Here is a 13,961-nt window from a genome sequence, read left to right on the forward strand (position 1 = left end):
GAAGCTGATGACATGTCCAAAAAAGGTTGGAGTCTTATTGTTGTAATGGTCTTGCTCGTCGGCGTCATGTTATATTCAGCGATGACAGGTAGTCTCAAGGTGGATTTGAGTCAGTTGGTCACCGGATTGTGGACAGGTACAGATGATCAGGTGAATGTGGTCAAGGACCTGAGACTACCGAGAATTATCGTAGCCGTGATGGCAGGTGCAGCACTTGCAGTGGCGGGTGTCTTGCTGCAAGCTGTTATGAAAAACCCGCTGGCAGATGCCGGAGTTATCGGCATTTCTTCGGGAGCAGCATTGATCTCGCTGATTGCGGTGACGGTCTTTCCAATGCTTTATTTCTGGATGCCGTTCTTTTCATTTATTGGCGGTGCGATAGCTTGTTTAATGGTTTATGGATTTTCATGGAGATCCGGCTTGCATCCGATTCGTCTCATTCTGATCGGGGTAGCTGTGAATGCCATTTTTTCTGGTTTAGGTCAGTCATTTAATTATCGAGGCAGTTATGCGGTCACCAGCATTAACCAGGTTACTACTTCAACCTTGTCTATGAAAAAATGGGTAGATGTCGAGGTTATTGTGACCTATGGCGGGATTGGACTAATTTTGGCCATGCTCGTGTTCTCTTGGTGCAATTTCTTGTCCCTTCAAGATAAAACAGCTAAAAATCTGGGATTCAATGTAACACGCGCACGACTTTTGATTTCTGTGATTGCAGTGCTGCTTGCAGCAACGGCTACAGCCATCGCAGGAGTGATTGCCTTTATCGGCCTGCTCGTTCCGCATTGTGCCCGCTACCTAGTTGGCTCGGATCATAAGTGGTTGATTCCATTTTCAGCCTTATGCGGTGGCTTGTTGCTGCTGCTCGCGGATACTCTGGGGCGGACGGTGCTTGCTCCCAATGAAATCCCGGCTTCTATTATTATGGCCGTCATTGGCGGGCCGTTCCTGATATTCCTGATCAGAAAGGCGGATCGCACCTATGGACATTAGGGATATAACCTTCTCTTATGATCGGAAAACAGATCGTCTACATGCTATTCATGCTGTTATTGAGTCAGGACGGATTACGACCATTATTGGTCCCAACGGATGCGGCAAATCGACGCTGCTCAGCGTGATGTCCAACAATGCTGTTCCTCGCTTGGGACAGGTGATTCTGGACGGCAAGGAGATAGCCCACTACAAGCCCAAGGAGCTGGCCCGTCAATTGGCGGTAGTCCATCAGCAGAACGAGGCACCTTCCGACCTGACTGTAGAAAAGCTCGTAAGCTTCGGCAGGTTGCCGCATAAGAACATGTTCACAGCGAGGCGTGACGAGGATGAGGAGGCGATTGAGTGGGCGATAGCCTGTACTAACCTGAACGAACGTAGAACTCGCACGTTGGATCAACTCTCAGGAGGAGAACGGCAGCGTGTATGGATTGCAATGGCCTTGGCACAGCGGACTCCCATTTTATTTTTGGATGAGCCGACCACCTATTTGGATATGTACTACCAGCTTGAAATTTTAGAGCTCATTCGGCAGTTAAACCAGGAACATGGACTGACAATCGTGATGGTGCTGCATGATATCAATCAGGCTATTCGGTATAGCGATGTAATGATTGCCATGAAGGAAGGGCGTATTATAGCGAACGGCCCACCTACAGAGGTCGTTACATCTGAACTGATCCAGGCAGTTTATGATGTGGAGGTCGTAATCAAACAGGATGATGAAGCGGGCATGTATCTCATTCCGATAGGAGTCGGGGCTTCCTGACATTTACAAGCATACGGAACATTATTGCTGCGACTGAATAACGCGTTTGTCCTCACGGCATTTCAACGAATTTAAAACATGAAAATGGCTCTGGTCCATGTGTTTTGTCAGGTGACAACCGTGGAGACAGAAGCATTTTTTATTTTATTTATAAGATATTGGATGAGATTCAGGGACGGTTATGCTTATACTACGGTTCGAATCCGATCTTTTGTGTGTTATACTATTGCCGTCGGTAATTTTGTGTTTAGCACTTAACTAATGATAAGGATGGTATGCTTATATGATCAGTACAAGCGGCGTAACGCTTCGTTATGGGAAACGCCCACTTTTTGAAGACGTAAATATCAAATTTACTCCTGGGAACTGCTACGGCCTGATTGGGGCGAATGGCGCGGGCAAATCCACTTTTTTGAAAATTCTTTCCGGTGAAATCGAAGCCAATTCAGGCGAGGTTCACATGACACCGGGCGAACGGATGGCAGTGCTCAAGCAGAACCATTATGAATACGATGAATTCCCGGTTCTGGAAACCGTTATTATGGGTCATACGCGTCTGTATGAAATCATGAAGGAAAAAGATGCGCTGTATGCCAAAACAGAATTTACTGAAGCAGACGGCCTGCGTGCCGGTGAACTGGAAGGCGAATTTGCGGAGCTGAACGGTTGGGATGCTGAGCCGGATGCAGCTTCCTTGCTGATCGGTCTTGGTATTCCTCGCGACCTGCATGACAAGAACATGTCTGAGCTGAGTGGTAATGACAAGGTACGTGTTCTCCTGGCTCAAGCGTTGTTTGGTCGTCCGAACAATTTGCTGCTTGATGAGCCTACCAACCATTTGGACCTCGAATCCATTCAATGGCTGGAAAATTTCTTGATGGACTATGAAGGCACCGTCATCGTCGTATCCCATGATCGTCACTTCCTGAACAAGGTATGTACGCATATTGCGGATATCGATTTTGGCAAAATCCAGATGTACGTCGGCAACTACGACTTCTGGTATGAGTCCAGCCAGCTTGCGCTTGCCTTGACGCGTGATGCCAACAAGAAAAAGGAAGAGAAGATCAAGGAACTGCAAGCCTTTATTCAGCGCTTTTCCGCGAATGCTTCCAAGTCCAAACAAGCTACTTCACGTAAAAAACAACTGGATAAAATTACGCTGGACGACATCCGTCCATCGAACCGTAAATATCCTTTCCTGAACTTCAAACCTGAACGCGAAGCAGGCAAACAACTCTTGACAGTAGACCGCCTCAGTAAAACCGTTGAAGGCGAGCAAGTGCTGAATGAGTTCAGTCTGGTTGTGAACAAAGGCGATAAAATCGCGTTTGTTGGGCCGAACGGTTTGCCTAAATCGACGCTCTTCCAAGTATTGATGAACGAGATCGAAGCAGACAGCGGAGAATTTTCTTGGGGGATTACAACTAGCCAAGCTTATTTCCCGAAAGATAATTCCACCTATTTTGAAGGTGTGGACATGAATCTTGTGGAATGGCTCCGTCAATATTCCAAGGATCAGGACGAAACGTTCCTGCGTGGCTTCTTGGGACGTATGCTTTTCTCTGGTGAAGAAGCACTTAAGAAAGCAAGTGTACTGTCCGGGGGCGAAAAGGTTCGCTGTATGCTGGCGAAAATGATGCTGAACGGTGCCAATGTGCTGTTGCTGGAAGAACCGACCAACCACTTGGATTTGGAGTCCATTACAGCGCTGAACAATGGTCTGATTGATTTTGACGGTACTATATTGTTCACATCTCATGACCATCAGTTTATTCAAACGATTGCGAACCGCATTGTGGAAATTACACCAAACGGCGTAATCGACCGTACGATGAGCTATGATGAATACTTGGAAAATGAAGAAATCGCGAAATTGCGTGAACGTATGTATCCGGTAGAAATCGGCTAAAATTCCAACCGGCTATCTTCAACAACTAGATAAACGAAAGAGGAGCTCCTTTAGGCCATTGAGATGGCAGGGAGACTCCTCTTTTTCGTTTTTGTGCCATGCCCATAGCTTACTTGGCTCTGGCCGTGAGGTAAGATAGACCTCGCCAGACCTTTGGTACCCTATAAAGGCTATGAGGTGGCTTATGATCCGCCTGTACGACGGCGTTGGTTGTTCGGCTTCTTCGTATTTTGGCTTTTAAGTGTTTTGGTGGAACCGCCTTGAAAGCCGCCCTGCTGTGAAGCGCCGGACTGCTGTTTTTTTTGTGCCAGCTTTTCCCGAATGGCATCTGCGAGATTAACTTTACGTGGTTCATTGGCATCGCTCATGAATAAATTCCTCCTGTTGCCGCCAGATTCATGTCAATCATGTTGGATTGAAGAAAAACGCGGCTGTGTCCTCATTTTATACGTTTTTAAAAGAAGGGACAAGGGCAACAATGATAACACCCATCTGGGGTGGGGCGGGAGAGAAAACGTCTGTTTTTTGTGTGAAGGAAAAAATGTTTTGTGTAACCTACAGGAATGGGGCCTGGCAATACTTTTTCGTTGTTCCTACAGCGATGCAGAGCGGAAAGACTGTTTCTCTAGACCCACACAAAGTTCGTCTGCTATCCTAAAAATAACAGTTACCCAAAGGTGAATTGTTATTTTCAGGATAGCTACGCTGCTTGTTTGAAAAGTTAATGTTGAGGGTTCAAGGCAGCGATGCTGCTATTTTTATTTTTGGGCCCGGTGAGGTCGTTCTGCTGGGAACTATATATTTGAAGGAGTGTCCTACGTTGTGGTAAATGTCTATGATGAAATCCGAAAAGGTGAGCGTGGGGCGTGGGTAAGCATTGCTGCTTATCTCTTGCTGTCCGCCTTTAAGCTGATTAGCGGGTATATATTTGCTTCTAGCGCATTGCGGGCGGATGGCTTCAATAATGTTACCGATATTGTAGTGTCGGTTGCTGTACTGGTTGGACTGAGAATTTCCCAAAAGCCACCGGACTCTGACCATGCCTATGGACATTTTCGGGCAGAAACGATCGCGGCGCTGCTGGCGTCCTTTATTATGGCTGTCGTCGGTTTGCAGGTGCTTATTGATGGGATCGGCAGCATTTTCAAGGGCGGAAAGCAAATACCGGATATCACCTCCGCGGGTGTAGCTGTGATTTGTGCCGTGATTATGCTGGGAGTGTACTTGTACAATAACAGGCTGGCACGGCAAATTAACAATAAGGCTTTGCTGGCAGCGGCCAAGGATAATCTATCGGATGCACTTGTCAGTGTTGGGGCAGCAGTTGGCATTATCGGCGCACAGTTCGGGCTACCCTGGCTGGATACTGTAGCTGCGATCGCGGTAGGATGTATCATTTGCAAAACAGCGTGGGATATTTTTAAGGATTCCACACACAGCTTGACCGATGGATTTGATGAGCAAGAACTGTCTGACTTACGAAGTACGATTGCCCGTATACCTGGAGTAGAGGGGATTCGGGACGTTAAGGCACGTGTACACGGCAATCATGCACTAGTGGATGTGGTCATTGAGGTGAATCCGCAACTCAGCCTGATTGAAGGGCATCGGATCAGCGACCGGATTGAGGAGCGCCTACAAGAGGTTCATAATACGATGCATGTCCATGTCCATGTAGAACCCAAATTATAGATTAATTATTAAATAGTTAGTATTAAAAGTGACTTTAGACCTATATGTAAAAGGCGTATACGCTTCCTTTTGTGACGTTTGGATTATATCTCTCTTCCTGCTGCTTTTACTATAATGAAGGCATGTCCGGCTATATTCGTCGGAATTGGATATGCTCTTCAAATTCGTAAAAACAGCCAGGAGGTGCAACATTGAGAAGACGCGTGATGGGAATGCTCATGACGTCAGCCGCGCTGTTGACAGCAATTCATGTGGCGCCGGGTCAGGTTGACGCAGCGGCATCAACAGCATCCACGGGACAGAAGGCGGTTATTCAGGCGGCTGTAAAGCTTAGATCCGGTCCTTCGACTACAGGGGATGTAGTCAGCTTTATGAAGCAGGGAGAGGCCGTAACGGTATTGGAGAAAACCAACAGCTATTGGTATAAGATCAAGACTTCTGATGGAGTAACCGGATACACTAGCAGCTCCGACAAGTACATAAAAGTTGGCGCTACCAGCGTCGCTGCTGCTGTCACCCCGTCTACCACTCGTAAATCGGAAGCCACAGAGTCAGTTAAAAATGTTTCAGCTAAAGAGGCTGTGGCCTCAGTGAATAGTTCTGCCGGTCAAACGAAAGCTACGATTCAAACGTCCGTTCGTTTGCGGGCGGAGGCATCCACTTCTTCCGAGGTTTTGGGTTATTTGAATGCAGGGGATGTCGTTACGATTACCGATCCAAGTAATGCCTATTGGTTCAAGGTTACCAATGCTGGTGGTACGGTGGGTTACGTCAGCTCGTCTCCACAGTATATTCGTATTGGTGAGGGCGTTGTTGTGCAGCAGCCTGTGTCTGCTCCGGTGACAACCACTCCTGATACTACTGCAATACCTGTGACAGCATCTCCTGCGTCAACTATGAACATATTTTCCGGTGATGCAGCGGCTGCAATAGAGCAGGTTATTAACACGGGGATGACTTATCTCGGAACTCCATATGAATATGGTTCGGATCGTAGCAGTACGGCTACTTTTGATTGCTCGGCATTTACCCGTCAAATTTTCCGTCAGGCTGTAGGTATCCAGCTTCCGGCAGATTCTCGTTCACAGGGTGAGTGGATCAAGCAAAACAGTCAGCCGAATACGGACATGACTACGCTGAAGCGTGGCGATTTGCTCTTCTTTACAAATTATAATGCATCTTCCGGGGCGTACACGTCCTTGGATAACTCCTCCCAAACGATTACACACGTAGCTGTATATTTGGGAGACAACAAGCTTCTCCATACGTTTTCTGTAGCGGGTGGCGGTGTAAAAGTTACGGATTTCAGCAAGCCTTGGCAGGACCGTTTCCTGTTTGGGGGCAGCGTGATTCAATAAAAGCGCCGCTAACTGTTAAAAAGCTGCATCAAAAAAGGATGTTCCACAGCCCTGTTGACCAGGGTGGGAACATCCTTTTTTTATAGACATTTAGAATATTGCTTTTGTGCAGCTAGCATCCGATAACTATGAAACCCGTTTTCTTCTGGTGAAGAGTGAAATGACGAACAACACCAGAAATATCACAAATAATATTTTAGCGATTGTAGCAGCTACGGACACGACGATACCAAAAAAACCTAAGATACCGGCGATCACAGCAAAAATTAAGAATAAAGCGGACCATTTTAGCATGTTCTGTATCCTCCTTTAATTGTATATAATGTGGCATACTCACGCCCCGATAGAGCATGGTTGCAGATGATGGAGACTTCTATAGAATATTCGTGTCTGTGCCATCGTTATACGTTGTTTTAAACGGTGTGAGAGTCCGTGAATCATAACGTTTGGAGCGGAGAAGAAGCCAGCCTGGACGTTGTTTCGTGTCTGAATCTAAAGGGTAACTATGCAGTAATCATAAACATCATCGTGAAAGACGAAAGAGAGGTTACGCTATGTTAACACAGGTCAGCATTTTTATTATTGCTATCGCATTTGCAGTTCTCGTTATTTTCCTCATTAAAACGTTGAAAGCAGCACAAGGCTCTTTGGATAAGGTGACTCAAACCTTGCAGGATGTACAAAAAACGATTGATGAACTGAGTTATGAAGTAAAACAAACGGTTCGACATGCGAATGACATCACCGCAGATGTTGATCATAAATTGAAGCAAGTGGAGCCAGTGATGGAATCGGTTAGAAATTTGGGGGAGGTACTCAGCGAAGTGACGTTGGCTGCCAAGCAGGCTTCAACAGCGTTAATGACACGGTTTCAGAAATCGCATAGCGCTGCGAGTAATACTTCCAGAACGGATAACGCGATCAAGGCAACGACATCGAATAGACCTTTGACCGCAACGGAGCGGACGGTTCAGAGCTACAATGCGACTTATGAGGAGCCTGCGGCCAAGCCAGGTAAAAACTGGTTGGGTTATGTAGACATCGCTGCTGGGGTGTGGCAGAAAATGCGTCAGTAGCATAGTGGCTGAACCGTAAACTACAGGAAATTCATTGAAAGGGTGAGATTTATGATGAAGACGTTATTACTAGCTGCTGGTTTGCTCACTCCCTTTTCCGGACAGGATACGGTTCAGCAAACCGTTTCCCCGCAAATAGCGGGACATGTGGTTAGGACTGTGCAGACGATACCCGCTCCACATGCTGTACCAGCAGATTTTCATACCTTAAATGGCATATCTTTGGATGATACACGTGCTGATGTATTGAAAAAGCTGGGCAAGCCACAGCGAGTCAAAAAGGATAAGTTGCTGCTTTCTACAGAATACCAATATCCAGATGTTGTGGTAGGTATGCGTGAGGACGTCGTTTCTTATGTGCATGTAGATCCTGCTGCCGGTCGAATCAAGGTGAATGATAAGTGGCTGCCGCTGCAACGGAAAACGCTCGATCAGGCGCTGGGTGGCTCGCAATTCACGGCGGAAGACGGAGAGGTATATGTACGCGGACAACGTGCAATCAAAGTGTTTATGGATGAGACGTCTGATAAACCTAAGTATGTTGAGTTTTTTGATGAAACGGAATGGTAATTGATTTTTTTAAGGCATGACATAACATGGAAGTTTCAAATGGATATGTGAAGTGTAATAGTCAGAGAAGTCAATCCTTAAAGGAGCGTGAGAAACATGAATCAGACCAATCATAAATCTTATGCCAAAGTGGTAGATAACGGTGTACAAGCCGTTGAAGCAGTAAATGAGTTGCGTAACACAGGCTATCGTTATGAGGATGTGTTCGTGCTCGCTCATGATCAGGATCGGACAGATCGTATTGCCGATACGGTGGATGCCAAGGAAATCGGGATTAAGGAAGAGGGCGTTTTCGATTCATTAGCCAACTTGTTCCGTTCCCGCGGCGATGAGCTTCGCGCTAAAATTACTTCCTTGGGATTTACAGATACGGAAGCTGACTTTTATGAAAAAGAACTGGATCAGGGGAAAGTGCTGGTCATTGCTAAAAAAGCGTGATATCGCTGTTCACTATAAGAGCAGCGTGACATTAGATTCGAAAAAGAGGAAGTTGACCGCAGCACAAGTGTTTCGCGGGTCCTCCAAAAACATAGATAAGGAATGGGGTTCAGCCTCATTCCTTATCTATGTTTTTGGAATGCCTTCTTACGGAAACACTACTACTAATCAACAAGGGTGTTGCCGTTTAAGTAGGTATAGTATAATACATGAGTTACAGATAAGGAGAAGCCAATGAGAATTCTAATTGTTGACGATAACCCGACGAATATCATTATTATTCGTGAGATACTAAAAAAAGAAAATTATCGGGATGTGATCTCTGCTAACTCGGCCGCAGAAATGTTAGAGCATCTGGGAATAGGCGATCGTACCATTAGTCTCAGGCCCCGTCCTTCAGATATTGATCTGGTGCTGCTGGATATGATGATGCCTGAAATGGACGGCATTGAAGCTTGCAGTATTGTGCAGGAATATGAGCATTTAAAAGATATCCCGATTATTATGGTAACGGCTGTAGGTGATTCTAAAAAATTGGCTGAAGCTCTGGATGTGGGAGCCGTCGATTACGTCACGAAACCGATCAACAAGGTAGAGCTAATGGCGCGAATCCGATCTGCCTTGCGTCTCAAATTGGAGAAGGACTGGCATAAGGATCGGGATCAGCGAATTCAGGATGAGTTGAAGCTGGCCGCGATGGTGCAGCAAGCGGTACTTAGTCCTGCCATTCAGGACCCGGTGCTGCAAGTAAATGCGCTCTATCAGCCTTCCTTTGAACTGGCAGGGGATTTATATTCTTGGTATCCGTTAGGGGAGGGGCGATATGCCATCATTTTGCTGGATATGATGGGACATGGCATTTCTTCTTCGCTGTTCTGCATGTTCATTGCATCTGTACTTAAGGACACGGTGACCACGTATGTGGAGCCTGAGAAGGTCATACAAGAGCTGAATCGTCGTTTTAATCAACTGGATCTGGGCAAACAGCTGGTACAGTATTATTTTACGGCGATTTATATGGTGATTGATACCCGTGCACGGCGAATTGACTATGTAAATGCGGGACATCCTCCCGGTTTGCTGTTCAACCAGGATGGTAGCATTACCAAATTTGACCGTGCATGCAGCCCGGTTGGTTTATTTGATAAGATTGATGCAGAAATGCACACGATTCATTATGAAGGAACAGGGCATATCGCTTTGTATACGGATGGCTTGCTGGAGGCGGTGGAAGGTGAATATGAGGAGCAGTTGGAGTATCTGACTGAGTGTCTGCGTAAATATGAGCAATGGAATGAAGAAGCGATGCTGGATGCTTTTTTTCGTAAAGAGGCGCCACAAGATCGTGATGATGATAAATGCCTGATCTGGATTTCGTTGAAAGAGGGAGAGAGCTTGCATGAAAATCAGAAATAAACTGCTGATTGGCTTTGGATCGCTTATGGCGATCCTCCTTGTGCTGACACTAATCAGCTATGACCGGATGGGGAGCCTGAATGAGCAGTTGAATCAGGTTTATCAGGATCGATATATGAAAGTCCGGAAAACAACAGCTATTCGCGGGCAGGTGAACGATATGGCCAAAGTGATGGCCAATCTGATCTTGAATCCAGGTTCCTCCGTTAGTGAGGCCAAACGCGAGCTGGACGATATTTCGGCTACTGGAACGAAAGTGCTGGCTAGTCTGCAAACGAATTCCGGCACCAGTGAAGAGCAACAGCAGGTTGATCGGGTAGCCGTCGCGTGGAATGAATTTTTAAGTTACGAACAAAGACTGGTCTCTTTGTTGGGGCAAGATCGTATTGATGAGGCTAACGCTTTCCGCAATAGTACTGGTTTGCCTGCCCAAGAGGAGGCGATGGATAGTATTAATGCCCTTGCCGTTTTTCAGGATCGGGAAATTGATAGCGACATGAAGCAAGCCAATTTGGCGTATGAAGAATCTGTGCAGATTACCACAATTCTGATGGCCGCCGGCCTGATCATGGGCTTACTGGTTATTTTGTGGGTGCTCCCAAGTATTGCCAAAGGTCTAAATGTCGTGAATCTCATGATTAATGGTTTTGGCAAGGGAAAGTACAGGGCCATCAGCCGAATGAGTGTTGCCTCCAAAGATGAAATCGGTGAGGTCGCTCGTGTATTTCAACAAATGGCCGGAGACTTGGAAGAAAAGCGGAAATTTGAACATTCCGTCCTTCAAACGCAGAAGGACCAAACTTGGCTTAATGCCAATACTGCTCGAGTGACTGAGTTGTTCCGTGGCGTAAATTCACTGGAGCAGGTTGCTCAGATGTTCATTAGTGAGTTTACGCCCATCTTGGGAGGCAGTTATGGAGCCATCTATTTGCAAGGAAAAGATGTAGAAGACAACCGATTTAAGTTATACGGCTCCTATGCAAAGGTGACTGGCGAAAATTCGATTAGAGACGTTATCCAGGTAGGCGAAGGGTTGCTCGGACAATGTGTTTTGGATCGTAAGCCGATCTTGATTACAGAGGCTCCTGACGGATATTTGTCCATAGGCTCTGCCTTAGGAGAAAGTAAGCCAGTGGGAATTATGATTTTCCCTATTTTGTTCGAAGATGAGTGCATCGGTGCTATAGAAATAGCGTCACTGGATCGCTTCAGTGATCTGGAAACGAAGCTGTTTGCTCAATTAGTAGAGAGCATGGGGATCATTCTGAACAATATCAAGGGACGGATGCGTGTAGAGCAATTGCTGCGCGAGTCCCAGGCACTTACTGAGGAATTGCAATGCCAGTCCGAGGAGCTACAAACTCAGCAAGAGGAACTCAAGCGCTCCAACGAAAATTTGGAGGAGCAAACAGAGGAACTCAAGCGTTCAGAGGAATTGTTACAGCGTCAACAAGAAGAATTGGAGCATTTTAATACTGAACTAATTGCCAAAACCAGAGCGCTAGAAGAACAGGTACGAGAAGTGGAAGAAAAGAACGACGAGATTGAACATGCACGAGCTCAGTTGGAACAACAGGCCATGCAGCTAGGAATCACAAGCAAATACAAATCTGAGTTTTTGGCCAATATGTCTCATGAGCTGCGTACTCCGCTAAATAGCTTGCTCATTCTTTCTCAGCTCTTGTCTGAGAACAAGGAAGGCAATCTCAAGCCGAAGCAGGTGGAATATGCACAAACCATTTATATGTCAGGCGCGGATTTGCTGAAAATGATTGATGAAATTCTGGATTTATCCAAAGTGGACGCTGGAAAAATGGATATTAACCATGAAGCGGTCCACTTGAAGGAACTGGAACTGTTTGTGGAGCAGAATTTTGCTCCGGTCGCAGCCCAACGTGGGCTTCAACTGCATACCGAGATCGAAGAGAACTTGCCAGATGCCATTATCAGTGACGGTTATCGTCTCAAACAAATTTTACGTAATTTGTTGTCCAATGCATTCAAGTTCACCACGGAAGGATCTATTCGTTTCAGTGTATCTCGGGCAAATGGAGAACAGCTTCCGGGTCTGCTAAATCCACGAAGATCCTATCTGGCTCTATCTGTGCATGATACGGGCATTGGGATTGCTTCCGATAAAACGGATCTGATCTTCGAAGCCTTCCAGCAGGTAGACGGTACAACCAGCCGGAAATATGGGGGGACAGGACTAGGTCTGTCAATCAGCCGCGAGCTTTCCAGATTGTTGGGCGGTGTGATTACGGTGGAATCCGAGCAGGGACAGGGCAGTTGCTTCACACTGTATTTGCCGGAACAAACGCCTACGGCTGAGGATATGGATTCTCATTCGAGAGAGGAATTTAACGGTACGGATGTGAATTCGAATTTTGAGAATGTTGCAGCCTCGGCAGAAACGGACCTTCCCATGATTATGCCTGCTAAACAGTTGCCATTATATCAGATACCTTCGAAAAACAAAGCGGAGGACATTATACATCCAGGGGACGACCGAAACGAGATTACCTCGCAGGATAAAGTGCTGCTGATTATTGAGGATGATATTAACTTTGCTAATATTTTGTACGATATGGCCCGTAGCCGGGGCTTTAAGGCACTGATCGCTCTCCAAGGAGACGATGGGCTCAACATGGCTCAGTCTTATTTGCCGGACGCTATTATATTAGATATTCAATTACCTGTGATGGATGGCTGGTCCATTTTAGGCGAGCTAAAAGGAAATTCATCGACACGTCATATTCCAGTGCATGTTATTTCAGTCATAGATGATGTGAAGCAGGGCCTAATGATGGGCGCGATTGCCTATCTCAAAAAGCCTTCCTCGAAGGAAAGTCTGGATAAGGCATTTTCACATATAAAATCGTATACAGACCAAATGGTCAAACGTCTTCTTGTGGTTGAAGATGACGATAATCAGCGTAAATCCATTATTGAGCTGATCGATCATGATGATGTTGCCATTACGGCGGTATCGACAGGTCAGGAAGCACTGAATGAGCTGGCCACTCAGCGGTATGACTGCATGGTACTGGATCTGATGCTGAGCGACATGACTGGTTTTGAGCTGCTGGATCGTATTCGAGAGAACGAGCAGCTAGCTGATCTGCCGATCATTATTTATACAGGCAAAGATCTGGATAACAAAGAAGAAACGCAACTTCGCAAATATGCAGAGTCTATTATTATTAAAGATGTTAAATCGCCGGAACGGCTTTTGGACGAAACAACGCTGTTCTTGCATCGTGTAGAGGCGAATCTTCCTGAGGACAAACGAAAAATTTTGCAAAAGCTATACAACAAGGAAGAGCTGTTTGAAGGTAAAAAAATATTGTTGGTAGACGATGATATTCGCAATGTATTTGCTCTGTCCAGTGTGCTGGAAAGCTATCGTATGGATGTTACCTTTGCCGAAAATGGAAGAGAAGCACTGGAACTGCTGGAACAGACACCTGATTTTGATCTGGTGCTGATGGATATGATGATGCCGGAAATGGATGGATATGAAGCGATGCGACGTATCCGGCTAATGCCACAATTCGAGAAGATGCCTATTATTGCCCTGACAGCCAAGGCCATGAAGGATGATCGTTCCAAGTGTATTGAGGCAGGCGCTTCCGATTATGTAAAAAAACCGATTCAAACCGAACAACTTTTATCATTAATGCGGGTGTGGTTGTATTCGTAACCCAAAAAAATGGGTAATATAAATCGACACA

Annotated in this window: 12 protein-coding genes; 10 read left to right on the plus strand and 2 right to left on the minus strand. The window is 46.0% G+C overall.

Annotated elements, in window-relative coordinates; all coding sequences use genetic code 11:
* Positions 1 to 12 precede the first annotated feature (12 nt).
* From ACWA2B_RS17315 to ACWA2B_RS17325, 3 genes are all read left to right on the plus strand, one after another.
* Positions 13 to 996, plus strand: a complete 984-nt coding sequence (locus tag ACWA2B_RS17315; RefSeq protein ID WP_039273670.1) for a FecCD family ABC transporter permease — start codon at positions 13 to 15, stop codon at positions 994 to 996.
* A complete protein-coding gene (locus ACWA2B_RS17320; RefSeq protein WP_449292459.1) occupies positions 986 to 1,765 on the plus strand; it encodes an ABC transporter ATP-binding protein in 780 nt (259 codons plus the stop codon). The genes ACWA2B_RS17315 and ACWA2B_RS17320 overlap by 11 nt, the downstream gene beginning before the upstream one ends.
* Before the next feature lie 283 nt (positions 1,766 to 2,048).
* Positions 2,049 to 3,677: an ABC-F family ATP-binding cassette domain-containing protein gene (locus tag ACWA2B_RS17325; protein ID WP_013311942.1), complete on the plus strand. Its 1,629-nt coding sequence runs from the start codon at positions 2,049 to 2,051 to the stop codon at positions 3,675 to 3,677.
* A 182-nt stretch (positions 3,678 to 3,859) separates the two neighbouring features.
* Here the strand turns inward: ACWA2B_RS17325 and ACWA2B_RS17330 are convergent, their stop codons facing one another.
* Entirely contained in the window at positions 3,860 to 4,045 is a 186-nt protein-coding gene (locus ACWA2B_RS17330) for a hypothetical protein (protein ID WP_029517162.1), read from the minus strand.
* 454 nt (positions 4,046 to 4,499) lie between these two features.
* Here ACWA2B_RS17330 and ACWA2B_RS17335 point away from each other — a divergent pair, with 454 nt between their 5' ends.
* A complete protein-coding gene (locus tag ACWA2B_RS17335) occupies positions 4,500 to 5,369 on the plus strand; it encodes a cation diffusion facilitator family transporter (protein ID WP_029517164.1) in 870 nt (289 codons plus the stop codon).
* Positions 5,370 to 5,560: 191 nt separating this feature from the next.
* Entirely contained in the window at positions 5,561 to 6,727 is a 1,167-nt protein-coding gene (locus ACWA2B_RS17340) for a C40 family peptidase (protein ID WP_029517165.1), read from the plus strand.
* A 126-nt stretch (positions 6,728 to 6,853) separates the two neighbouring features.
* Here ACWA2B_RS17340 and ACWA2B_RS17345 read toward each other — a convergent pair whose 3' ends face one another.
* A complete protein-coding gene (locus ACWA2B_RS17345) occupies positions 6,854 to 7,021 on the minus strand; it encodes a DUF1328 domain-containing protein (RefSeq protein ID WP_029517166.1) in 168 nt (55 codons plus the stop codon).
* A gap of 260 nt (positions 7,022 to 7,281) precedes the next feature.
* Between ACWA2B_RS17345 and ACWA2B_RS17350 the strand changes: the two genes are divergently transcribed.
* The 5 genes from ACWA2B_RS17350 to ACWA2B_RS17370 all read left to right on the plus strand — a co-directional run bounded on the left by ACWA2B_RS17350 (position 7,282) and on the right by ACWA2B_RS17370 (position 13,930).
* Complete coding sequence (locus tag ACWA2B_RS17350; protein WP_029517167.1) at positions 7,282 to 7,803, plus strand: DUF948 domain-containing protein; 522 nt, start codon at positions 7,282 to 7,284, stop codon at positions 7,801 to 7,803.
* A gap of 51 nt (positions 7,804 to 7,854) precedes the next feature.
* Positions 7,855 to 8,373: a hypothetical protein gene (locus tag ACWA2B_RS17355; protein ID WP_029517168.1), complete on the plus strand. Its 519-nt coding sequence runs from the start codon at positions 7,855 to 7,857 to the stop codon at positions 8,371 to 8,373.
* A gap of 96 nt (positions 8,374 to 8,469) precedes the next feature.
* The gene (locus ACWA2B_RS17360; protein WP_023990277.1) at positions 8,470 to 8,811 is read left to right on the plus strand and encodes a general stress protein; all 342 of its coding nucleotides are present in this window, start codon (positions 8,470 to 8,472) and stop codon (positions 8,809 to 8,811) included.
* 234 nt (positions 8,812 to 9,045) lie between these two features.
* Positions 9,046 to 10,227, plus strand: a complete 1,182-nt coding sequence (locus ACWA2B_RS17365; RefSeq protein ID WP_029517169.1) for a PP2C family protein-serine/threonine phosphatase — start codon at positions 9,046 to 9,048, stop codon at positions 10,225 to 10,227.
* Positions 10,211 to 13,930: a response regulator gene (locus tag ACWA2B_RS17370; protein ID WP_029517170.1), complete on the plus strand. Its 3,720-nt coding sequence runs from the start codon at positions 10,211 to 10,213 to the stop codon at positions 13,928 to 13,930. The genes ACWA2B_RS17365 and ACWA2B_RS17370 overlap by 17 nt, the downstream gene beginning before the upstream one ends.
* Positions 13,931 to 13,961: the final 31 nt, after the last annotated feature.

This window comes from Paenibacillus sp. CMM36 (assembly GCF_053570945.1).